Annotated in this window: 19 protein-coding genes; 16 read left to right on the forward strand and 3 right to left on the reverse strand. The window is 42.6% G+C overall.

Features of this window, described 5'->3' with window-relative positions; translation table 11 throughout:
• The first annotated feature begins 118 nt into the window (after window positions 1–118).
• The 3 genes from D6V41_RS06905 to D6V41_RS06915 are packed head-to-tail and all read left to right on the forward strand — an operon-like array spanning window position 119 to window position 5,218.
• Complete coding sequence (locus D6V41_RS06905) at window positions 119–1,363, forward strand: efflux RND transporter periplasmic adaptor subunit (protein ID WP_136250765.1); 1,245 nt, start codon at window positions 119–121, stop codon at window positions 1,361–1,363.
• Between the two features lie 13 nt (window positions 1,364–1,376).
• Entirely contained in the window at window positions 1,377–4,505 is a 3,129-nt protein-coding gene (locus D6V41_RS06910; RefSeq protein WP_136250766.1) for an efflux RND transporter permease subunit, read from the forward strand.
• Window positions 4,502–5,218, forward strand: coding sequence for a CerR family C-terminal domain-containing protein (locus tag D6V41_RS06915; protein WP_136250767.1), 717 nt, complete (start codon window positions 4,502–4,504; stop codon window positions 5,216–5,218). Before D6V41_RS06910 ends, D6V41_RS06915 begins: the two co-directional genes overlap by 4 nt.
• A 10-nt stretch (window positions 5,219–5,228) precedes the next feature.
• Here D6V41_RS06915 and D6V41_RS06920 read toward each other — a convergent pair whose 3' ends face one another.
• Window positions 5,229–5,546, reverse strand: coding sequence for a hypothetical protein (locus D6V41_RS06920; RefSeq protein ID WP_136250768.1), 318 nt, complete (start codon window positions 5,544–5,546; stop codon window positions 5,229–5,231).
• Between the two features lie 303 nt (window positions 5,547–5,849).
• On the opposite strand from D6V41_RS06920, the gene D6V41_RS18435 reads away from it, so the two are divergent.
• The 6 genes from D6V41_RS18435 (at window position 5,850) to D6V41_RS06940 (ending at window position 9,640) form a co-directional block, all read left to right on the forward strand.
• The gene (locus D6V41_RS18435) at window positions 5,850–5,972 is read left to right on the forward strand and encodes a hypothetical protein (protein WP_277750966.1); all 123 of its coding nucleotides are present in this window, start codon (window positions 5,850–5,852) and stop codon (window positions 5,970–5,972) included.
• 182 nt (window positions 5,973–6,154) lie between these two features.
• Complete coding sequence (gene dld / locus D6V41_RS06925; RefSeq protein WP_136250769.1) at window positions 6,155–7,924, forward strand: D-lactate dehydrogenase; 1,770 nt, start codon at window positions 6,155–6,157, stop codon at window positions 7,922–7,924.
• Window positions 7,925–8,035: 111 nt separating this feature from the next.
• A complete protein-coding gene (locus D6V41_RS06930; RefSeq protein ID WP_136250770.1) occupies window positions 8,036–8,227 on the forward strand; it encodes a zinc ribbon domain-containing protein in 192 nt (63 codons plus the stop codon).
• Window positions 8,227–8,883 carry a flavin reductase family protein gene (locus tag D6V41_RS06935; protein WP_179952545.1) on the forward strand — a complete coding sequence of 219 codons (657 nt, stop codon included), beginning with the start codon at window positions 8,227–8,229 and terminating at the stop codon, window positions 8,881–8,883. Before D6V41_RS06930 ends, D6V41_RS06935 begins: the two co-directional genes overlap by 1 nt.
• Before the next feature lie 4 nt (window positions 8,884–8,887).
• Window positions 8,888–9,031 carry a hypothetical protein gene (locus D6V41_RS18150; RefSeq protein ID WP_168710982.1) on the forward strand — a complete coding sequence of 48 codons (144 nt, stop codon included), beginning with the start codon at window positions 8,888–8,890 and terminating at the stop codon, window positions 9,029–9,031.
• A 318-nt stretch (window positions 9,032–9,349) separates the two neighbouring features.
• Window positions 9,350–9,640, forward strand: coding sequence for a high-potential iron-sulfur protein (locus D6V41_RS06940; RefSeq protein WP_136250771.1), 291 nt, complete (start codon window positions 9,350–9,352; stop codon window positions 9,638–9,640).
• A gap of 98 nt (window positions 9,641–9,738) precedes the next feature.
• On the opposite strand, the gene D6V41_RS06945 is transcribed toward D6V41_RS06940, so the two are convergent.
• The gene (locus D6V41_RS06945; protein WP_136250772.1) at window positions 9,739–11,412 is read right to left on the reverse strand and encodes an amidase; all 1,674 of its coding nucleotides are present in this window, start codon (window positions 11,410–11,412) and stop codon (window positions 9,739–9,741) included.
• Window positions 11,413–11,802: 390 nt separating this feature from the next.
• On the opposite strand from D6V41_RS06945, the gene D6V41_RS06950 reads away from it, so the two are divergent.
• The 7 genes from D6V41_RS06950 (at window position 11,803) to D6V41_RS06980 (ending at window position 20,593) form a co-directional block, all read left to right on the forward strand.
• Window positions 11,803–12,570, forward strand: a complete 768-nt coding sequence (locus D6V41_RS06950; protein WP_136250773.1) for a delta-class carbonic anhydrase — start codon at window positions 11,803–11,805, stop codon at window positions 12,568–12,570.
• 152 nt (window positions 12,571–12,722) lie between these two features.
• Window positions 12,723–14,015: a cyclic di-GMP phosphodiesterase gene (locus D6V41_RS06955; protein WP_136250774.1), complete on the forward strand. Its 1,293-nt coding sequence runs from the start codon at window positions 12,723–12,725 to the stop codon at window positions 14,013–14,015.
• 68 nt (window positions 14,016–14,083) lie between these two features.
• The gene (locus tag D6V41_RS06960) at window positions 14,084–15,562 is read left to right on the forward strand and encodes a methyl-accepting chemotaxis protein (protein ID WP_136250775.1); all 1,479 of its coding nucleotides are present in this window, start codon (window positions 14,084–14,086) and stop codon (window positions 15,560–15,562) included.
• Window positions 15,563–15,866: 304 nt separating this feature from the next.
• Window positions 15,867–16,157 carry a helix-turn-helix domain-containing protein gene (locus tag D6V41_RS06965; RefSeq protein ID WP_136250776.1) on the forward strand — a complete coding sequence of 97 codons (291 nt, stop codon included), beginning with the start codon at window positions 15,867–15,869 and terminating at the stop codon, window positions 16,155–16,157.
• Window positions 16,147–17,493: a type II toxin-antitoxin system HipA family toxin gene (locus tag D6V41_RS06970; RefSeq protein WP_136250777.1), complete on the forward strand. Its 1,347-nt coding sequence runs from the start codon at window positions 16,147–16,149 to the stop codon at window positions 17,491–17,493. The genes D6V41_RS06965 and D6V41_RS06970 overlap by 11 nt, the downstream gene beginning before the upstream one ends.
• An 81-nt stretch (window positions 17,494–17,574) precedes the next feature.
• Window positions 17,575–18,198, forward strand: a complete 624-nt coding sequence (locus D6V41_RS06975) for a class I SAM-dependent methyltransferase (RefSeq protein ID WP_136250778.1) — start codon at window positions 17,575–17,577, stop codon at window positions 18,196–18,198.
• Window positions 18,188–20,593 (forward strand): DEAD/DEAH box helicase family protein, encoded by a 2,406-nt coding sequence (locus D6V41_RS06980; protein ID WP_136250779.1) that lies wholly within the window; start codon window positions 18,188–18,190, stop codon window positions 20,591–20,593. Before D6V41_RS06975 ends, D6V41_RS06980 begins: the two co-directional genes overlap by 11 nt.
• Window positions 20,594–20,628: 35 nt before the next feature.
• Here the strand turns inward: D6V41_RS06980 and D6V41_RS06985 are convergent, their stop codons facing one another.
• Complete coding sequence (locus D6V41_RS06985) at window positions 20,629–23,829, reverse strand: DUF3427 domain-containing protein (protein WP_136250780.1); 3,201 nt, start codon at window positions 23,827–23,829, stop codon at window positions 20,629–20,631.
• Window positions 23,830–23,958 lie beyond the last annotated feature (129 nt).

Genomic DNA, 23,958 nt, shown 5'->3' on the forward strand with positions numbered 1-23,958 from the left:
ATCAAATGATTTAATCTTTTGATTTAATTTAACCGTACTCTAGTTTTGATTCGTTTGATTTCGCTAACAACGTCATCGTTCGCATAATATTTTGATCGTTGATTACAAAGGAGTTTTCATGAAAGCAAAAATGCTCACGGCAAGGCCACAAGGTCATTTGCTCACACTTCTTGCGCTAGTGTTAACGTTAAGCGCATTTATCAGCGGCTGCAGTGAGACCAAAGATCACAATGCGATTATGAAAACCGTGTTTGCCGTTTCGCCTGAGCCTGCAGACAAGCAGGTAGAAAGAACTCTCTCGGGCGTCTTGCAGCCGGTGGACCAAAGCGTGCTGAGCTTCGAAATTCCAGGGGTTATTGAAAAGGTCAACGTAAATTTAGGCGATAATTTTAAAAAGGGTGATGTACTGGCCACAATTGAAGATAAGGTATTTCAATTGGCGGTACGTCAACGCGAAGGGCAATTGTCTGAAGCGCAGGCTCGTCTGACTGAAGCCGAGTTGGATTTGCGGCGTAAAACCCAACTTGTTGCCTCGGGAGCTGTCTCTCAGGCAGAAGTTGATGTTGCTCAAGCGCGCTTTAAATCCTTAAGTGACCAGGTTGAAATCGCTAAAGCTCAGCTTGCAATGGCTTATGAAGATTTAGCTGACACAAAGCTAGTCGCCCCTTATGATGGAACGGTCGCTCAGCGACATATCGAACCTTCTCAACAAGTCTCCCCTTCCAACGCTATTTTTACCATTCAGGGCAGCAATGCTCTGGAAGTATCTGTCCTGGTTCCTGAATCCATGATCAATCAAATTAAAGTAGGCGATACCGCGAATGTGGATATTATTGTTAATCAAGCGCGCCAGCGAATAGCCGGAACGGTGTTTGAGCGAGGTAATCAGGCGCAACGAGCCAATGCTTTTCCGGTTACGGTGGCTTTAGATGCATACTCAAGCGATTCAGGCGATACGTTAGTTGATGCATTCGTTGATAAAAACGCGCCTTTGCCTTTGTTACAAGCAGGTATGTCAGCCGAAGTCACCTTTGTTTCCAAAGTCAAAGATATTGCTAGCAATAGCCTGCGCGCACCTTTGTCGGCGGTCGCAGCCGGGGCGAAAAATTCGCACTACGTTTATGCCTTGGTAAAAAATAGCGATGTAAATCAAAGCGAGCAATCAAAGCAAGATACACTCGTAACTTACGGATTTTATACCTTGAGAAAAGTCGAGGTAGATGTCGAATTGTTGCAAGATGATTATGCTATTTTTACAGCCTCTCAAGACCTTGATCAAATCGTGCGATCAGGTTTGGATTTTTTACGCGAAGGGCAGCAGGTAAAAGTCGCCAATGAATATCCTCAAACCATCAATCAATAGGGCTTGAGACGACATGAATATTTCTGGATTAAGCCTTGTTTACAACCGACTGCTCATGGCGGTAGTCGTCTCGCTGATGGTGTTTGGTGCGTATAGTTATTTTAATTTGCCTGCGCAAGAAGACCCAAAAGTGACCATCCGAGAGGCTGTTGTTACCACCACTTTAGAAGGTTTTCCTGCTCAGCGTGTTGAACTACTCATCACAAAAACACTTGAAGAAGCCATTCAAAAGCTGCCTGAGGTGAAAGAGATACGCTCGGTGTCATTGGTGGGACAATCGATAATTCATGTGCAAATTGAAGATGAATACAATGAGCTCGACCAAATCTGGGATGATATGCGTCAGGAAATCGATTTGGTGGTTAATGAATTACCGCAAGGTACCAGCACTCCTCGCGTAAACGATAGCTTTGGCGATGTGGCCGTCTTAACGGTGGCGCTTCTGGCTGAAGAGGATATTTCGTGGGGTGAACGCTTTGATATGGCGCAGCATATTCGCGACTTTATGTTCACTGTTGAGGGCACAAAAAAAGTCGATTTGCTGGGTATTCAGCCTGAACAAGTCGTTATCGAAATTGCAAATGCAAAACTGGCGCAGCTTGGCGTCGCGCCTAATTTAATGATTCAGGCGCTGCAGCAGCAAAATATCATCCGACCCGGAGGAACAATAGACGCAAATGGCACTAATTTAACGCTGCAACCAACCGGTAATTACGAGTCGATTGACGATATCGCCAATACCTTGATCACCGTGCCTGGTCTTGAGCAATCCATTCAAGTCAAAGATATAGCGATGGTGAGTCGTCAAACGGTTGATCCACCTGTTCGCACTGCCTACTTTAACGGCGAGCCGGCCATTGTTTTTGCCATCGCTAAAGATGACGCGACTGACGTGCTGGCCTTTACGCCAGAGATGGAAGCGCTGATAAACGATATGCAGCAATCCATCCCGGCAGGCTACACATTAGAAGTCATTACTCGACAGGCTGATGTTGTGACGGCTGCGGTTGAAGGCGTGAGTTTCAACGTTATTCAAACCTTATCAATTGTTTCAGCGGTGGTCATTTTATTTTTAGGGCTTAGAACGGGCATCATCGTTGGCTCAATTGTGCCATCAGTGATTTTAATTACCTTGTCGGTGATGGCATTCAGCGGCATGGCGCTGGAAAGAATGTCATTGGCAACCTTAATCATTGCGCTTGGTGTGCTGGTAGATAACGGTATTGTGGTGGCCGAAGATTTCAAGCGCCGTTTAGAAGAAGGTGAAGACAGAAAAGACGCCGTTCTTCAGGCGGGTTCGACACTGGCAATTCCTTTGCTCACCTCGTCGTTAACCACGATTTTAGTGTTTTTACCCCTGATGCTTGCAGACAGCGCATCAGGCGAATACACGCGCTCTGTCTCCTTGGTGATTTTGATTTCGCTGTTGATATCGTGGTTTCTGTCTCTGTCAGTGACACCACTGCTTTGCTATCACTTTGTTGAAATTAAAACCAAAGAAGAGCAAGGCATTGTACGACAAAAGATCAATGCTGTGTTTGACCGCATCAACCCCACGTATGAGATGCTTCTGCGCTGGGTACTTGCCCACAAAGCTGTTTTTCTCATCGCCATGCTGGTGCTGTTTTTCGCGGGTGGTTTTGGAATGAGTCAGGTCCCGGTTAAGTTTTTTCCCGACTCAGACCGCTCGCAGGTGCTGGTTTATATGGATTTACCGGCGGGCAGCTCCATGCGTGAAACAGAAGATGTTATGCACAAGGTGATGCAGGATTTAGATGACAAGTCAGCTTTTCCTCACATCAAAAAACATGTGGCCTATGGCGGTTTTGGCGGCCCGCGATTTGTACTTTCCCTCACCCCTATCGACACTGAACCGCACAAAGCCTTTTTTATGATTGATGTGGGGGACCGTAAACACACCCAGCCGACAATTGATGCATTAAGAGAAATGTTTGCCAGCAAATATCCGCAAGTGGCTGCGCGCGTGACCAAAATGTTTCTGGGCCCTTCAGACTCCAGCAAAATTGATGTACAAATAAAAGGACCTGATGCTGAGTTCATTTTTGAAAAGGCCCAGGAAATAGAGGCTATTTTACGAAGCGTAGAAGGCTCTTATGATGTCCGGAATGACTGGGAAAATCGCGTTACTCAAATCAAAATTAATGTGAATCAGCAACAGGCGCGCCGCGCCGGGGTAAGTTCACAAGATATTGCACAATCGCTACAAAGCTATTTCAGCGGCCTTGTGGTCACTGAGTTTAGAGAAGGTGACGATATTTTGCCTGTCATTTTCAGAGCGCCAGAGACAGAACGATTCAAATTGGATCGGCTTGAAACCGTAACTGTTTTTTCATCAGGCCTGGAGCAAAATATTCCTTTGATGCAGGTGGCAACCTTGGAATATGAAACCGGTTTTGCTCGCATCGCACGAGAAAATTTGTTTCGTACCGTTACCGTTGAGGGTAAAAACGCGCTAATGAACGCAGAAGATATGGTGCCCAAAATAGAGCCTGCATTAAATCAGCTACGCGACAGTCTACCTTACGGCTATAGCATTGAATACGATGGCGTGATTGATGATTCAAAGAACTCTCAGGAGTCACTGAATAAAAATTTGCCGCTGTGTATTGCTATTATTTTGCTTTTGCTTGTTGGGCAATTTAAGTCCTTCAGACGCACTGCCATCATCATAACGACGATTCCGCTTATTATCATTGGTGCGGCCATAGGTTTGCATGTGCTGCAAGGTGATTTTGGTTTTATGGTTATTCTAGGTTTGTATGCATTGGCAGGTATTATCATCAATAACGCCATTGTGCTGATTGATCGCATCGACATTGAAATTAATGCGCTAAACGACAGTGAAGATAAAAACGCACAGTTTGAAGCCCTTGTTAGTGCGTGCGTAATAAGGCTTCGCCCCATTATCATGTCGACCACCACCACAATTTTAGGCTTAATGCCTTTAATTCTGGGGCAGGATGCGCTTTTCTACGCAATGTCTGGCGCCATTGCCTTTGGTCTTGCGGTAGGAACGGTATTAACCCTTGGTGTGGTTCCTGCCTTGTACGCACTATTTTTTGCAGTTCCCACCAAGCGCAGTTCCGGCAGCCAGCAACATGAGCTAGAGGTAAAAGCATGAGTTATTTAGAATTGGCACAAACTCAACGAAGCATGATCACAGACGATATTCGAAATAGCAGCACCGCCATATCGCTCATCGAGGCGGGTATTGAACAGTTTGGTTTATATGGGCTTAAAGCTACAACTCGCAGCGTGGTAGAAAAAGCAAAGGCGAATATTGCCGCTATTCCCTACTATTTCAGGAATAAAAAAGGGCTATACTTGGCGTGTATGCATTACATCGTAGATGAAATCTGGGCAGAGCTGGGTGAGGGGCTAGGTGAAGGTCTTGGCAATGAGCTTGGCAAGCAACTCAATCAGGACAGCTCTGGACTTAAATTGAATAAAGCGCAGTCAAAAGCCGCATATTTAAACATTATGGATCGCTTCTGTGAGTTCTTTTTAAAAGACCCTAAAACGCAGCGCTGGGCGCAGCTTATCATGCGTGAGCATGCCTCTCCTACTGAAGCCTACAACATTTTTTATCGACGTTATTACCAGCATATGCAAGGATTTAAAGCCAAGCTTTTGGCATGTTGTTTAGGTAAAGATGAAAATGATCCAAGGGTGAAAGTGCAAAGCCATGCATTGTTTGGGCAAGCCATTAGTTTTTTGGTCGCGCGCGAATCACTCATCAGAGGCTTAGGTAAAGAGGATTTGGACGCGCAAGACATTGACATGATACGAGAGGTCATTCGCGAACAGATACTTGCTATTTTAGGAGCTGACTAACGCAGTTACCTTAGAGTTTTTTTACCTTTTGTTTGGCTACCCAGGCAAAATGCGCACTGAGTCTTTCATCAGATTTTAGTGCCTCAATGGTATTATATTGCTTGGCAAGTTCCATTTCGTTATAGGTTTTGTGAAGCCCGTCGTGGCATTTTCTACAAATGTCGATCCCACTCGCCAGTTCCGCTTTCGTAAAATGCTTTTTGAAATGGCTGCGCCTATGCATTTTTTTCGGAATAAGATGGTGAAACGTAAGATTCACATCGCGACCACACAAGGGGCAGAGACCCTGTCTTTGACGTTTAGGTGTGTTTTTCGTTTGTCCTTTCATGCTTTTTATATATGCATGTTTACATCAAATAGATTTTTGAGCGGTTTGAAATACTTCATTGTAAACGGACAAGATTCTGGTCTTGAGGCTGACAAATTTTTGTCAAAAAAGTCATCTTTTTGGCAAATTACCCTCGGGCTCTTGTAACAAAATTGAAACATAAATTAAATTTCGTTAACAGACAGTGACTTGGCTATTTTGTGCGCAAAAAAGCTGTAGTAGCGCTGTAGATTTCATTAATATTGCCGCTTAAGTATTCATGCATGGAATGTGTGAGAAGTTGCTTTGTTGAGGAGATTGAAAATGAACGAACCACAAAAAACGTCTGCAGAAGTTATTGATATCGTTGTAGATTTGGCATCAAAAGCCAGTAAGATCGGCATAGTTTGCTTCGTTTTAAGCATTTTGATTTTAATGGGTTATTAAGTCTGGCCACATCTGAAGCTTCATAGATTAAACTCCGCATAATTTATGTGAAGGTTACAGATAAATTGACTCAAACAAACACTCCCACTTAAGGCGTGTTGTTGTTAAACTTCGGTTTACCAAACTTAAAGCACGGGACGCTGCGCGATTTGAATGCCGTCAAAAGCAAATAAGCGCTCATCATGAATCATTCTGAACATCACGCTCACATTCTAAACGATTTTGTAGCTGCGTTAGGTCAGCCCTTCGTCGAAGTTAAACAAAATAAAACCGCCCATTATCGGAAAGGCTGGCGCTCGGGCGAAGGGGAGGCTCTATGCGTGTTGTTTCCTCAAAGCTTGTTGCAATTTTGGTCAGCGCTTCAAATATGCGTAAATCATAAAACCATCATTATTGTGCAAGCTGCCAACACCGGTTTAACCGAAGGCTCTACACCAAAAGGCAAAATGGGCAAAAGCGATAGTGATTACGATAGGCCAGTGGTTGTAATAAATACGCTGGCCATGTCATCGTTGTTCGTGCTTGGAGACGATGATAAAAAAGGTGAACAGGTGCTGTGTTTACCCGGTGCCACCTTACACACACTTGAAAAAACACTTAAACCTTTAAAGCGTTCGCCGCATTCTGTTATCGGCTCTTCCTGCTTGGGGGCATCCATTGTTGGTGGCGTTGCGAATAATTCAGGAGGGGCGCTTGTCAAACGCGGCCCTGCGTACACTGAACTTGCCTTATTTGCTAAGGTAAATGAGCAAGGTGAGTTAGTGCTAGTTAATCACTTAGGTATAGATTTGGGTGATACCCCGGAAGAAATGCTTACAAATTTAGAGTCGGGGAATTTCGCGAAAAGCTTAAACTCTGGCGATGATAAATCAAGTGGAAAAAAAGCCAGTGCTTCAGATTATCCCGCTCACGTAAGAGACATCAATGCTGATACGCCTAGCCGATATAACGCTGACCCTAGTAAACTTTATGAAGCAAGCGGTTGTGCAGGAAAAATTGCGGTATTCGCGTTACGCCTAGATACTTTTGCGACGCCGCAAAAAGAACAAACTTTTTACATAGGCACAAATGACGCACAAGTGCTGACTCGCCTGCGCCGCAGTATTTTGAGCGATTTTGAACACCTCCCCGAGGTAGGCGAATACATGCACAAAGATATGTATCGCATTTCTGAAAAGTACGGAAAAGACACCTTTTTAAGCATCAAACACTTCGGCACAGATGCTATGCCTAAACTTTTTGCCATTAAAGGTCGGGTAGATGCGTATCTGCGTAAAATTAATAAACGATTGCCACTCATACCTCATGAGCTAAGTGATATTTTTATGCAATTTATAGCGCGGCTGCTTCCTCACCATTTGCCGAGCAGAATGCAAGGCTTTTATTACAAATACGAACATCACCTGATATTAAAAATGAGCGACGGTGGTATTGAAGAAGCAAAAGCGTTTTTACCCGGCTTTTTTGCTCAAACTGAAAATGAAGGCGATTTTTTCGAATGCAATGAACAAGAAAGTCAGGCTGCTTTTTTGCATCGATTTGCCGCGGCCGGGGCAGCAGTGCGTTATCAAACATTGCATCAAGATAAAGTCGGAGAAATCCTTGCCCTAGATATTGCACTTAAACGCAACGAACTTAATTGGGTAGAAAGCCTTCCTGAAGAAATTTCATCGCAGATAGAATTATCCCTGTATTACGGTCACTTTTTTTGCCACGTTTTTCATCAAGACTATGTGCTAAAAAAAGGCGCTGACGCAAAAGCCGTTAAACAAGCAATGCTGGCGCTTTTAGATGAACGCGGCGCAAAATATCCAGCCGAACACAATGTTGGGCATTTATACGAAGCTGAAAAAGCGCTGCAAAGTTTTTATCAGTCGCTAGACCCTACCAACACATTTAATCCTGGCATTGGCAAAATGAGCAAACATCGCCGTAACTGCGCCTGTTGTTAAAACTATTCTAAAGCGCTTTAAAAAAAGAACCAGCCAATCAAATTTTCAGTAATTAAACTTCAGTACTTAAACTAAGCATAGACAACAGGGAAGTTGAAAATTGAGGAGTTTATGAGCCTAACACGCCCTGAAAAATTTGAGTGTCCATACTGCATGACCTACAACGACATCGAAATAGATGAAGATAACGATATCGGTCAGCAGCAGATTGTTGATTGCCAAATTTGCTGTTCACCCATTGAAATATATGTTCAGGATACGGGTTTCGGACTAGAGATTATTGCAAAACGGGATGACGAGTAATGAGTTTGACGAACAGTGAGTGCGTTTACAGCAGTGAATCCATCCAGCACATGGAGAAATTTGAGCGGGCGAACTTTGTTAATAGCCTATCAGGTTTTAAAAGCGCCAATTTAATTGGCACAAAATCCAAAAACGGCATCACAAATTTAGCCATAGTGAGTAGCGTATTTCACGTCGGTGCTAATCCGCCGCTGATTGGTATGTTAATGAGACCACACACCGTTGCGCGCGACACACTGCAAAACATTAAAGACACCGGTTATTTCACTATAAACCACGTAAATGCCGATATTGTAAAAGAGGCGCATTTAAGTTCAGCGCGTTTTGACAGCGATAAAAGTGAATTTGAGGCTACTGGACTTACGGAGCAGTACAGTACTCGTCTGGAAGCGCCTTACGTTTCTCAAAGCCATATTAAAATAGGTGTAAAGTTAAAAGATATCCAGCTTATTGAATTAAACAAAACGGAGTTGGTGATTGGCGAGATTGTTGAAGTTGTTACCGCGAATAATTACAAAGCCGATGACGGCTACATCAATATTGAAGCGGCAGGTTCGATAGCGGTTTCAAGTTTAGATGGCTATCACACCACCTCGAGAATTGCGCGTTTTGCCTATGCAAAAGCGGGCGAAGAAGTGCGCGAGTTGGAGGAGTAGTTCAATGATCCCAAATTTTGATCAACTATTAATCGTGTGCGGTATAGCGCTTGCCTTTGTAGCAGCCATTGTTTGGATATTAATGAAACTGCCGGTGGATGAGGAGCAACAAAAGGCCGATACAGACAAAGAGGATCCCGGCACATGAGTTTTCTTGGCCCATTAAAAATGATGCCGTACAGAAAATGCAACATTGATCTGCATCTAAATCGAACCAAATTGAATTTGGTGAATCCAAATTCTTAGTGTATAACTATAAACAGTTGAATTTATATTTCATTCGTCTTGTTGAGGATGTGTGATTTTAGCGCTTCTTTCAATTGACAAAGGCTCACCGCGTGGTGAGCCTTTGTCGTTTAAGGTCTAGCTAAAAAAGAATAATTATCATTATTGTTAGATTGAGCAAGCTACGAATGTTGCACAAAACAAGAATGAACAATCATTTGTTAACGAAAAAGGAAAAGCTATGAAAAATCTTGATCGCCGTGACTTTTTAAAGCTATCAGGCACCACTTTAATTGGTATGACGCTTGGTGGTGTGGCATTGCGTGCAAATGCCCAGGAAAAGCTGGAATTGGATGACCCAACTGCTGTAGCGCTTAAGTATACGCACAATTCAGAAGTTGAAGGTGCCAACTGTGCAAACTGTATGTATATCCAAGGTGAAGAAGGTGCTGAATGGCGCCCTTGTGGCATCTTCCCAGGCAAAGTAGTAGCTGCTGACGGCTGGTGTTCAGCTTGGATGAAAAAAGGCTAAGTGATCAAGTAAGGCGCTTACCTTATTAGAAAGTATCAGCAAAAAGCCAGCATGTAGCTGGCTTTTTGTTTGGCGAAGCGTTTATCGACTTTACCGCTCTACCGATCTAGCGCTTTCATCGCCTTTTTAAATTGGCTGTGCTCAAAACTACCAGAAGCAAGTTCAGGTTCGATACGCTTATTAGATGCTTGCTCATACTGATAGGCAATATTCAAAAGTGTTGCCTCATCCCATGCAGTGCCCATAAAACTCACATTAACAGGTAACCCTCGCATGCTTCCCATGGGCACAGACACTTGCGGGTAACCGGCGATAGCCGCCATCCACCCGGCACCGGCAAAACCGCCCGGAAAGCTGTCGCCATATATCGGATCAATTAAAAATGCGGGCGTTTGAGAAGGCATCATTACAGCGTCGACGTCATATTCTTTGAGTAATTTGTCGATACCATCCTTGCGGGTTGATTGCTGTAAAAAACGCAAAAGTTCTTTATAGTCTTCGTTATAACCTTGCGTTGCCTGTGCATCAATAAATAAAGACTGACCAAAAATCGCCAGTTCGCGTTCGTTTGCTTTGTTAAACGCAATTAATTGTTCCAAGCTTCGAACTTCCACGTCAGGTGCAGCTTGGGATAAATACTTATTTAGCTCATGTTTAAACTCAATCAACAACAACTGCGTAGCCTTGGGCCAAAAACCTTCAGGCGTTTCGTATTTATCAATTTCTACAATTTCTACGCCCTGCGATTCAAGCACCGAAACCGCTTCATCCAATGCGTCAACAATTTCCTTATGATCAGACTGCACGGCTCTAAAAACCGCAATGCGTTTGCCTTTTAATGGCGTGTCTAACACTTCAACATAGTTTCGTTTGTTTTTATCAGCGAGCGTTGTAGCAGGGTCGGTGGTATCGCTGCCTGCCATGACGCTTAGCATCAGCGCGGCATCTTTTACTGTGCGCGTCATAGGACCAGCGGTATCTTGCGTAACAGAAATAGGCACAATATGCGTGCGTGAAAGCAAGCCAACGGTAGGCTTGACCCCAACAATGCCATTCATCGCAGAAGGACAGATAATACTCCCGTTGGTTTCAGTTCCAATACCAAGCGGTGAAAAATGCGCGGCAATAGCTGCACCTGTGCCAGATGACGAGCCACAAGGTGTTCGATCAAGGCTGTGGGGGTTTCGGGTTTGTCCACCTACTGCACTCCAGCCGGAAACAGAATCTTCATCACGAAAATTAGCCCACTCAGACAAATTGGTTTTGCCAAGAATGATTGCGCCAGCTTCCTTTAAACGCTGAATGATTGGCGCATCTCGCTTTGTGTGATTGTTGATCAAAGCCAAACTGCCAGCCGTGGTGGGCATATTCGATGTTTCAATATTGTCTTTTACTAACACTGGAACGCCGTGAAGCGGTCCGCGCAGCTTTCCTTGCTTTGCTTCTTGGTCGCGCTCAGAGGCAATTTTTAAAGCCTGTGGATTTAATGCAATAATAGATTGCACTTGCGGTCCGTCGCGATCCAGTTCTGCTATGCGCAACAAATAGGCATTGACTGCTTCAACAGCCGTAATCTCTTGCACGGCTATCTTTTGCTGCAGTTCGGTGGCGCTCAGTGCCGTGATATCTTGTGACGCATCATCTTTATTTAGTGCAAAAGCATTAGCAGTAAATACCATCAAAAAGGCTGTGGTGAGCATGGCTTGAAGTGAACGAAAACGATTATTTATTTGAAGTCTTCGATAAAATGGCACACTAGTAACGTTATTCATTTGCAAATTATTCTTTTTTTCAGGAATTACCGTGTAACCAACGTTAAGCCACTTTTACTTAATAGGCAATACAGGATAAAAGCTTCAACCTTTTTACCGATACTAATATCAACTTTTTCCTGATGATTTGCGTGTTAAAGATCGGAAAAACAGTTATTTTGAAAAATAAAATATATAAATCAATAATTTAAAAATGTTTTGTTATAATATTTCAAAATTTTCAAGCGCTAAAAATTTACACTCTGGTTATAGGAGAATAGATTTTAATAACCACTAGTTATCGAAAACGCTAATCTTTACCCTATATTTGGCGTAAACCTCTCTAAACAAAGTGTTAACACTTTAAATTAAAGAAGTTGTAATTCAGTCAATTAGGTTAAAGGAAATATTATGAAAAAGCTGTTATTAGGTGGTTTATTGACGATGGCAAGTGCATCTGTACTTGCAGCAGATGTATGCGAAGGCTACGGACCCCAAACCAGTCGAGACATTGACCAGCGCGATGGTGAAAATAAGGTTGTTTTTTCAATGGCGCCTCCTTCCACTCAAATGAATTTGTGTAATATCCATTTCCATAAAAACGCAGAGCACAGAGCAAAAGACTTTTCAGTGCCTGCAACTGAAGGAGCTGGATTTATGTGTGGCATGAGCCAAAACCTGACCGCAGCGGAGCTGAAAGCACCTGAAGGTAAAGTGTGCGGAAACCTCAAGCCGGGTGATACCATTGAAATGCATTGGGTACATACCTCATGTGACGTCGCACCAGGCCCCGGCCTTGGAAGCTGTTTATCAGACAAATGTGCCAACCCAGACTTACGTGTTGAAACGCAAGTTTTCACCCTTGTGAACGACCCAGATGCCCTTGACTTCAATGATATGGATTACGACGGTAATGTTGTAAACGGCTATCATCAGCCTAAAATGATCCCCGATACAACAGGTGAGCCAGTTGAGTTTTTAGGTTCAACAACTGGCCCGTCATATACCGAACAAGTGTGTTCACCACTTCAAGTTAGCTGGTCAGTGCGTCCAAGCTGCGCGAAGCTGGATATAAACAGTATTGCTAAATGGTGTGAAAGCAATGAGTTTGAAGAGCGTGAAGGTCATGGCGTTCGCGAATTGGTAACAGACAAGCGTTTATTGTCAGTTATTAACTAAGTTCGATTTACATACATTCCCAATGTGTGACTTTAGGCCGGGCATTTTGCTCGGCTATTTTGTTAATCTTTTTCCTATTTAAAGCGCTTATTCCCTGAAGTCTTTATAAAGAATGCCGATAAATTCCTTAACATCCATCTAATCGGTACATCATGACAGCAGTAAAACGATATACCCTTCCTGTAGAAAAGCTCAAACCTGGCATGGTGATCCATAGCATCGCCGTTCAATCGGGTAAGCTGGTAGTAAAAAAGAAAGGAAGAGTGCGCCACTTAAACATCATCGATCAGCTCATTGCTAGTGGCGTGGAATCTGTTGTGATTGAACATAAAGTCGCCAATCCTAAAACTTCGGCGAAGCCAGCTTCGCCTCCAAAGCTGCCAAAAAAGGCTGATGTGGCTAGCAAAAGTGAGCAAATAAAAGAAAGCGAGATCAAAGAGCAACTTGAGACCATAGATTTGCACGACGAGTTTGAATCTGAAGAGGTCCTGGCATTTCCCAAGCTTTCAACACCCACGCCAAGTAGCTTTGAAGATGAGCTAGATATTGCTGAAGGGCTGGTTATTGAATGTAAAAAGCTCCATAAAAAGCTGGCACTGAATATCGAAAAAGGACTTAAAATTGATGTAAGCGAATCAAAAAAGCTGGTGTCGGAGTTACAGCTTTCTTTAATGCGTAATCCAGATGCATTGCTGTGTTTAAGTATGATCCGAAATGAAGGCCAATACTTGAGTAACCATGCCATGCATACATCCATTTTAATGTGTCACTTTGCGCAGCATTTAGGTTTTTCTGAAGTGGATTGCCAGCGCCTTGGTTTGCTTGGTTACTTTTTTGATATTGGCATGCTTAAAGTGCCAAAGCACATCTTGAATAAGCAAGGCCGCCCAACTGAAGAAGAGCATAAGCTCATTCAGGCGCACGTTTGGCACTCACTTGAGTTGCTAGAGCCACTGAAACTCGACAATGAAATAAAACTTGCCATTGAACAGCACCATGAGCGCTTAGACGGCAGCGGCTATCCGCATCAACTTATTGCTGAAGACATACACAAATTCAGCCGAATGCTTGCGATTGTGGACTGTTACGATGCAATGACCACCAACCGCCCGCACCAGAAAAAATCAACGCCCGCATCAGCCTTAAAGATGATCTCCAACAAAGAATTTGGTTACGATACAAAACTTGCAATGCAGTTTATTCGCTGTATGGGTGTTTATCCTGTAGGTAGTTTGGTTGTGCTGTCGAATAACCATATTGCTGTTGTGATAAAAACCAATCGAAAAGATGCGCTTAAACCAAAAGTACGGCAGTTCTATAATATTTCAGGCAACGAGTATGTTGATACCGTCGATATCAACCTGGCCGATGGCATTGAAATAAGTATACAAAAGCCGACTCTGGCAGAGATTTATCAAATCGACATTAGTCGAGCTGGTTTATAAAATAGCGTTTATGCTTTATGCAATTTTGTCGATATAAAGCATGTGTTTTTCATTTTTAGGCAATTCTTATGACGCTTCCCTGGTTAGAGAAAGGTAACCATGTCTACCGCGGCGTGCTGATTTTTCAATTTGTGTTAACCCTCTTTATTGGTTATGTCACCGACTCTTTATTACTCGGGCTTGGTGCGGGCATTTTTATATTATCACTGCCCTTAGCAATGTTTAGTCTTGCTAAAGATGCCGCATTGACACGACACGCAGCAGTAATCGCCACGCAACTTTTTGCTGCACTTCATATACAGCAAACAGGCGGCGTGACCTTCATGCATTTTGAAATTTTTGCTGTGATGGCCGTAACGACAGTTTATCGCGATTGGAAAGTGGTCTTATCAAGCGTGTTGGTGGTCGCGTTTCATCACATCGGATTTTACGCCTTACAAGTAAATGGCTCGCCGGTATATATCTTTGAGCAGAATTATCTAACCCTGTACATCCTTGCAATACATGCACTGTTTGCGATCTCAGAAGGTATAGTACTCGCATTTATTAGCATTCAGTCTCGGAAAGAAGCGATGTCAGCATTGGAGCTGTCAGACGCTATTCATCAAATTATGAAAGACAAAGACGCTTTTGACTTAAGTGTCAGAACCTCTAAAACAAGCAAATCTTTAGCGGAATTTAATACCTTAATTGATGCGTTTTCTTCGTTTATCGGCCAGACAAAAAGCGTTGCTGATAGTATCGCAGACGTCTCTGATGAAATCGATCTGCTCTCAAAAGAAATGAAACAAGCTAGCTTTAACACGAGTGGTCAGGTGTCGACAATAGCGGCGGCCACTGAAGAAATGACGGCGAATAACGACGACGTTGCCGAGCGCGCGAACAACGTAAATCGTCTCTCAAGCGATGCCAAAGAATCCAGTGTTAAAGCTAAAAGTGTTGTAGTGCGGTCAAATCAAGAAGTATCGTCTTTACAAAAAGATTTGGGAACGACCTCTGATGCAATCGTTTTGTTATCGGAAAAGTGTCATCAGATAGAAAGTTTTATGGCTTCAATTAAAGCTATTTCTGAGCAAACAAACCTTCTGGCGTTAAATGCAGCAATAGAATCTGCGCGAGCGGGTGAACACGGTCGCGGCTTTGCTGTTGTGGCTGATGAAGTGCGACAGCTAGCGATGCGCACCAAAGAAAACACAGAGCAAATCAGTGAAATAACCGCCGATTTAATTCAAGTTTCGAATGCATCGGTAGAAAAAATGAAAAGCTGCGTAGAGAAATCATCGTCGGTCTCCAACTCCTCCGATTCAGCAAAAACGATTATAGACACGGTGGCGCAGCATATTTCATCAGTAAGTGAGCAGATGCTCTCAGTCGCAAGTGCGATTGAAGAGCAATCTATAGCTTCATCTGAAATTTCAAAGTCGACAAATATGCTTGCTAATACTTCAGAAGAACTATCTGAAAATGCAGAAAAAACGGATGCCAGTTTTAATGCGCTTAGCGCTCAAATTCGCGCTTTAAGACAAGAGTTAGCGAGGTTTAAGTAAACTTATCAAGCTGAGGTTATAGTGTAAATTTGGCACAAACAAATTAATTAGCTATTCTGCTTAGATGACAAATAACTACTATAACCTTCACGCCGAGCAGTATTTCAACGAAACGATTTTAGCTCCGCTTGCAGAGTCATGTTTAAATTTCCAGTCCAAATCGACATAACACTTTTCTGTGTAGATATGTTCGACATATCAAAACTAAATCCATTCGACCCCGAGAAAATATGGATACAATAGTATCCATATTATGTTCTATTTCGTTATAATAGATATAACTGTATCCACGTGATTGTTGCTGATGAATTTTACCTTACTTGATGATACCGATGTAAGCCAAGCCTATGCGACTTATTTGCGGGAGTTACGCAGGCGCGCAAAGTTGTCACGAGTTGCGTTGGCTGAGCGAAGCTGCGTACCTGCGGCCACCATTAAAAAGTTTGAGCTGACCGGGCAAATTTCATTTCGCCAATTGCTGTTGCTATGGCAGACCCTTGATTCGCTAGAGAGGCTTTATCAGCTCACGCAACCTAACAAAGAGCGCACCACTATGCCCTCCAGTATTGATGAGGTGCTAAAAAATGACTTTTAAACCCATTCAAAAACTCACCGTCACCCGCACCTTAAGTTCAGGAGAGCAGGTTCCTGTAGGGGTCTTGGCTCAGAATCGGCAAGGTGCTTTTTTTCAGTATGTAGACAGCTATTTAGAGCAGTTTGCCAATTTATCACCTTTTACTTTGCAAGCGAACACGCAAGTTCAAGCCGCACCTAAAGAGCCGCATCAAGGTGTACATGGTGTATTTGGAGATTGTTTGCCCGATGGATGGGGCATGCTGTTACAAGATCGTATTTTTCGGCAAAAGGGCATCCTGCCTAATCAATTAACGGCGATGGATAGGTTAGCCTTTGTTGGTGATAAAGGTATGGGAGCATTGTCTTTTTCTCCGGTGTCTGAGTTTTCAGCCACCACGCACGCGGATATTGATTTAGCAACCTTGGGCTTAGAAGCACAAACGCTGTTCGATGCTTCAATGTCAGATTATATAGACGCTAACCGCGATCACTTAGATGAGCATTCTCAACAGGTGTTGGCCGCATTAGCCGCCGGAGGTAGTTCGGGTGGAGCAAGGCCCAAGGCGCAGATTTATATGCCCGCAGGGGAAACTCAGCAGTGTCGAACCTTTGCTCAGCCTGGAGATGAGGCTTGGCTGGTTAAGTTTACCTCTAAAAATCTCGCACTCGGGCATGAAGAAGGTTTGTGTGAGGCAGTCTATTTGCAAATGGCAGAACTTGCTAAGTGTCAACCGCCGCAATGGCAACTCATTGAAGCACCAACTACAAGCGGTGCGTCTGCGTGGTTAGCGCTTAAGCGTTTTGATTATGTCACTGAACAGGCCGGTTTGGGCAGCAAGCGCAGTGCAGGTCGATTGCATATGCACAGCGCTTGCGGGCTGCTGGATGCAGACTTTAGAACGCCAAGCTTAGATTATATTGACTTGATCAAAGCTAGCCGTCAGTTGTGTAAATCTCCAGCTGCTGGACAACTGCAATTTCGCCGTGCCATGTTTAACCTGCTGTCGTCTAACCAAGACGACCACAGTAAAAACTGGGCGTTTTTGCAAGCGGATGACGGTCAATGGGATCCTGCACCTTTTTACGATGTTACTTACAGCCCACATCCATTCAACGAACACGCCACTGCGTTCGGAGGTTATGGCAAAGCGCCACCGCTTAAGGTGATACAAAAACTAGCGAGAAGTGCTGGCTATGGGAGTTGGCATGAGGCAAAGCAAGTCATTGAAGAAGTTGCAGAAGCCATTAGTCAATTTACTTATCTTGCGACGCAGCAAGGGATCAGCAAAACTACAGTGTCTGCGATTGCTAAGACATTGGGCCAGCGTAAACAGGAAAATGCAGCGCTGTTTTAATAAAAGTAAAGTAAACTTGTCGAGCTGATGAGGTTATAGTGTAAATTTGGCACAAACAAATTAATTAGCTATTCTGCTGTAATGACAAATAACTACTATAACCTTCACGCCGAGCAGTATTTCAACGAAACGATATTACTGCCAATGGACGATGTGATAGCGCGATTTTTACAACGCATACCCGAAGACGCGAAAATACTTGATTTAGGTTGTGGCTCAGGTCGTGATAGCCTTTATTTTATTGAAAAAGGATTTTCAGTAACAGCCATTGATGGTAGCGAGGCATTGGCAAAAAGAGCATCGCAGCTTATTGGGCAAGACGTGTTGGTCCAGGATTTTCGTGCACTGTCTTTACCATCTGAGTTTGATGGAATTTGGGCGTGTGCCAGTTTGTTGCATCTACCTAAAAAAGACATGCTGCCTGTGTTGCATTACCTTAAAGCTCACCTCTCACCAAATGGTATTTTTTTCGCTTCTTTTAAAGCTAAAAGCAATGCAAAGGCTAAAGCAAAAAGCGAAGAGATCATGTTTGCAGACGAAGGCGTGGATTCAAGAGGGCGTTTTTTTGCATATTATGAAATGGATGAGTTGATTGCTGTGTTTCAACAAGCTGGTTTTCAAGTTGTCGAGCAATGGCAAGAGTGCAAGCCGTTGCGCGAAAGTATGCAATCCTGGCTGAACGTGATTGTTACGCATGCAAACTAATACAAAGCATCAAATTAGCTTTGGTGATGAAGATCCATTTTTGCCGCACCTGCTTGAGGCGATAAATCGCTCGGCACGAATAGACTTTGCTGTGTCTTTTATAAAAATGTCGGGCTTACAACAGATTCTGTCGGCATTGCTTGATGCAGGTGAACGTGGCGCATCCATTCGTATATTAACCAGTGATTATTTATACATCACCGAGCCATCAGCACTAGGCACTTTAAATTCATTAACGAATATACAAAGCTATCTATTCGCAGCGCGAGAGCAAAGTTTTCATGTAAAGTCCTATATCTTCTGCTATCGCGATGAACACAAAAAGCAAAATGACGGTATCGCATTTATTGGTTCAAGCAACCTTTCAAAGGCGGCATTGACCAATGCTTTCGAGTGGAATATGGGCGTTCAACAACAACGAGAGCCTGCGATGTTTGCAGCAATACAAACGGCTTTTGAGGAGCTCGTAAAGCACCCATATACGTCAGTGACAAATGATATCATCATTGCCGATTACGCGAGAAAATATGACCAAAATCGCCAATTAGCGGTGCATCACGTTGCTGAACCGCCTCCAGAGCAAACTTTCAAGCAGGTTGACGAAGTTTTTCAACCCAACAAAATACAAGAGGAAGCTTTACAAGCGCTCGCAAAGTCCAGGCATGATGGTTATCTGCGCGGTTTGGTAGTGATGGCGACAGGTACAGGAAAAACATGGCTGGCCGCTTTTGATGTTGCCAGCATAAAAGCAAAGCGTGTGCTGTTTATAGCGCATCGAGAAGAAATTTTAATCCAGGCTCAGGCCACTTTTGCTCAGCTTTTTCCGAATTACACCAGCGGTATTGTGAATGCACAGCAAAAAGAACTAACCGCGGATTTAATATTTGCTTCTGTAATGACCCTTGGTAAGGGCAACACGCTGAAGCGTTTACCTCCCGAACATTTTGATTATGTTGTGGTTGATGAATTTCATCACGCCAGTGCGCCATCATATCAAGCTGTGATGAATTACTTTACACCACGATTTTTATTAGGTTTGACCGCAACGCCAAAACGTACGGACAACGCAAATATACTTGCGCTGTGTGATAACAATTTGGTGTATCAAATTGATATGCCAACAGCAATCGCTAAATCAGTACTGGTTCCATTTCGCTACTTTGGCCTTAAAGATACAGTTGATTATACCGAGATCCCTTGGCGCAATGGTAAGTTCGATCCGGACGCGCTGACTTCAAAATTTGCCACTCAACAGCGAGCGCATCACAACTTTGTTCACTGGCAAGAGCATAAGCAAAGCCGCAGCTTAGGTTTTTGCGTATCCATTTCGCATGCTGAGTTTATGGCAGAGTATTTTTCAAATAAGGGTGCAAAAGCGCTTGCCGTGCACTCACGCTCGCATACGCCACGCAATGTTGCTTTACAAATGTTGGCCAGAGGCGAGGTTGATATCATTTTTGCAGTAGACTTGTTTAATGAGGGTACCGATTTACCCTTAATTGATACGATTTTAATGCTGCGCCCCACAGAATCAAAAATTGTTTATTTGCAGCAAATAGGGCGAGGACTGCGCCGGGCTTCGAATAAGTCGCATTTGGTGATTATTGATTATGTGGGTAATCACAATACTTACTTCACGCAATTTGAAGCATTGCTGGGTATCAATTCAACAAATGCAGAGCGCCAGGCGTTTTTAAAGAAAGCACAAGCGTTGACTCTTGATAATGGTTGTTTTGTAAATTTAGCGCCTGATGCAGTAAGTATGTTGGACAAACTCGTGCAAAGCAGCATGCTGACACATCAAGCCTTATATCAGAATTTAAGCGAAACGCTCGGTCACAGGCCGACATTGAGTGAGTACATAGAGGGCGGTGGCGATTTAAGTAAGATTCGTCATCATAGCGACTTTTGGTTCAACTTTGTGTATCAACAGGAAGGGATGCCAAAAGACGCAAAAGAAATAATCGATCTTTATGGTGCGCTGCTGGTCGAAATAGAAAAAACCGCAATGACAAAGTCCTTCAAAATGATTTTGCTCAAAGCCTTTATTGAATGTGGCGGTTTATCAGGTGCGGTTGAACTTAAGACACTTTGTAGGCGCTCATGGTACGTACTTCGTCGACACCGTGAATTTCTTAATGACTTAACAAAGCCATTACAGCGGCATATGGTCGATAGCTACTATCCAGACAGCTTTATCTCGTATTGGATTAAAAACCCAATTAATGCTTGGGTCGGTGGAAATTCGAAAAAGCGAAAAGCGTTTTTTAAAGTTGAAAATGACAAGTTTGAGCTTATAGATAGCGTATCTCAGCAGCATCAGGAATTATTGTTAAGTTGGTTGTTGGAGTTAATTGATTATAAGTTGATGGTTTATGCACTTCGAGACAATTAGCCTTGTTTGGTATTAAGGCATTCACCAGCAATTGTTTACCCAACAGCCAGCTTGGCTGTATCGTGCCACATGAATGCTGGCATGGGATGCTTTAATCTCCAGGTTATATTCATCGGTTGCGAACCTTCATACTTTACAAAATCAACAGGCCCAAAATTAACAAATCCCATTGTCTTTCCGTATTCGTCTTTTGCTTGCTCTCTCACGAACAAAATAAACGTTTTTTTGTTCAGCTTCTGGTGAATGTAGCTAAGTCCCTTGCCGGATGTTGGCTTCGAACTGTTCTGCGTTTGCCAGTGAAATAATGTAGGGCTGATAGCGTAGTCATGATACATAGTGGTTGCCGAAAACTGTTTTTCACACTTATCAAGAGTCACAAATAGCAGTTCTGTATTTGCATTTTCAATGTTTAAAACACCTTCGCGACTTGAAGATTTTCTATCAATTTTAGTGTCACCAAAAGCAATCAAAATGTGCTCTTTAGGATATCTAACGTGCATCTTAAGAGGGGAGCTGTCAACTATCTCATTTTCCACTGTTGGCATTGAAAACTCTTGTGTTTCAAGACGTTTAACTAACAATGTTACTACTTCAAGTAATTCATTTTTAAGAAGTGTATTGTTCAGCGCTTTGATACTAGACGAAATCGAATCGAATCCAGCTTGTTTAATTGTTTTATCCCAAAAATCATAATGACACATAACAGTAAATAGCTCTTTGTGCCTTTCAGGCATGGATTCGATATTGACTAAACTAGTTAGGGAAAAGTTAGACTCGCATAGGGCTTTAACAAACCTTAAATATGAAATAGATGTATTGCCTAGAATTCGATTGTTGATTGCACGATAATAAGCTGCGTATATAGGAGACTCAGCTTCATTTATATCATGCTGATTGCTTGCGGCAATTAAAGCGTTCCATCCTCCAAACTTGCCAACTTTAATTTTATAAATATCTTCTAAAGTAATGTCCGGATAGATATGCAAGAAGTTAGTCAGATTAAGCGGTAAGTCAGTAACGTGGGGGTAGCTGGAAATAAGGTTAAGTAATTTGCTTTTATTTAGCGTTGCTTGAGATATGTTCCTCAAGATCATTTTCTGAGTTTTCTCTTGTAACTCAATACGACAGCCAAGAGGAAGGTGAGGAAAACCCTGTTTCACTTCTTTAGAAATTGCTTGGTTAGTTTTGCCAACTAATGCTCTAAATTTATGTGAAAAATCATATTCAGGTCTTGAGTTACCAACAAAATCTAAAATCGTGCAGCATTCCTTGTTTTCAATTAGGCGGAGTCCTCGACCTAATTGTTGCAAAAATATAGTTAAACTCTCTGTTGGTCTTAAAAATAGTAAAGTGTCTAGTTCAGGAATATCAACACCTTCATTAAAAATATCGACTACAAATAGGACATTAATTTCTCTCGACTTTAAACGCTGCTGCTGAATATAACGGTCCCTAGAATTGTCGCTAGTGAGCACTCCACAGGGGATCTTGCTAAAAGTAAACTTCTTAGCCATATAATTTGCATGCTCTTTGCTCACACAGAACGCAAGCGCTCGCATCTGAGAAATATCAGTAACAATTTCATTGAGGCTTTGAATAATTCTGACCACCCGTTGGTCATTCAAGGTATATAAGTTGGTAAGCTCAGCAACGTCATATCGGCCTTTTGACCATGAAATTGTCGTAAGATCTGTTTCATCATCAATTGCAAAGTACTGAAATGGCGATAAATGGCGTTGATTTATTGCTTCTGGCAACCGAATTTCTGCGGCAATAACATTGCAGAAATCTTTGAGGATGTCAGCACCATCATGGCGTTCCGGTGTTGCAGTTAAGCCAACTAGTATTGTTGGCTCAAAGTGCTCTAGAATTGAACGATAGCTATTAGCTGTTACATGGTGAACCTCATCAATAACAATATAGTCGAAGTAATCGTAAGTTAAGTTCAAGCTGTAAAGTTGATTATTGAAACTCTGGATAGAAGCAAATAGGTGATTGAACTTTTCAGGCTTATATTGACCTACCAGTAACTCCCCAAATTGACTGTTTTTAAGAACTCCGCGATATGCGCTTCTGGCTTGCTTAAGTATCTCCTCTCTATGGGCTAAGAATAGAAACTTAGCCTCCGGGTGTTCATTGTAAAATCTTGCAAAGTCAAAAGCTGAAATGACTGTTTTCCCCGTTCCTGTTGCTGCGACTACAAGGTTTCTATACCTTCCATGCAGCTCTCTCTCGACCTTTAATTTCTCTAGGATGTTTTTTTGATGAGAGTGCGGTTTGATTTCAAAATAAAAGCTAGACTCACCACCATCAAACGAACCTCTAGCAGTTTGCAGGGCAATATTAAGCCTTTCCCTGCTTTTTGTTTTGCCATCAAACTGTTCGAAATCTGGCGATTCCCAGTAAGTTTCAAAGGTGCTTAGAGATTTCTCAATAATATGAGGAATTTCTTGAGAGGTGATTTTTAAATTCCACTCTAAACCGCTGGTTAAGGCTGAGTGAGATAAATTGGATGAGCCAATGTAACCAGTGTTAAAGCTAGTATTACGTATGAACAGATATGACTTAGCGTGTAGTCTTTCCCTATTCGTGTTGTAACTGAGTTTTACTTCTGTATTGGGAAGTGACGCTAAAAATTCTATTGCCTTAGCATCAGTAGCCCCCATATAGGATGTAGTGATAACTTTGAGTTGCTTACCACTGCGAGTGAAGTCCTCAAGCTCCTTCTTGAAAATCCTAATTCCAGCCCACTTTATAAATGAAACTAACCAATAAATTTTATCCGACGACTGAATTTCTCTTTTAATTTCAGTTTCGAGTGAAATGCCAACGTTACTGCCACAAAATAATTCACTCTGAGTGAGGCCAGTCAGAGGCATTATTGATTCGATGTATTTGGGAAGATCAGAGGCAACGGGATTTTGTTTGTCTAGGAGTGCGGTTAGTATCTTGCCTTGCGTATCGATTAAATTTTCGGTGATAATTTCCTTATCACCAATATTGTCGCTTAACCATTCAATGACTTTATTGGCTAGGTTTATTTGGTCAAAAATTCTATTCTCACCGTTAGGCACTGAATCCATAGCTATTTCGATAATTCGAGTTAGAAATCGTGACAACCAAGACGCTGCTTCTCCATTTTCTAATAAGCGTTCACCAACATAGAATGTTTCACGATCTAACTTTAGCTCCACCAATTGGGTAATTAGTTGCTCATATATGCCAGCTTGATTCATAAAGTTGCTTTTTAGTCGTTGATTTATTGAGCATAACTGAAAAGTGAATTTGGGTAAAAGCTAAATGGAAAAGGCATAATCTTGTTACAGATCAGGCTAATCAGTATTTTAAATGATTAGAACCAAGCT

Source organism: Ningiella ruwaisensis (assembly GCF_004798935.1).
Classification (GTDB): Bacteria; Pseudomonadota; Gammaproteobacteria; order Enterobacterales; family Alteromonadaceae; genus Glaciecola; species Glaciecola ruwaisensis.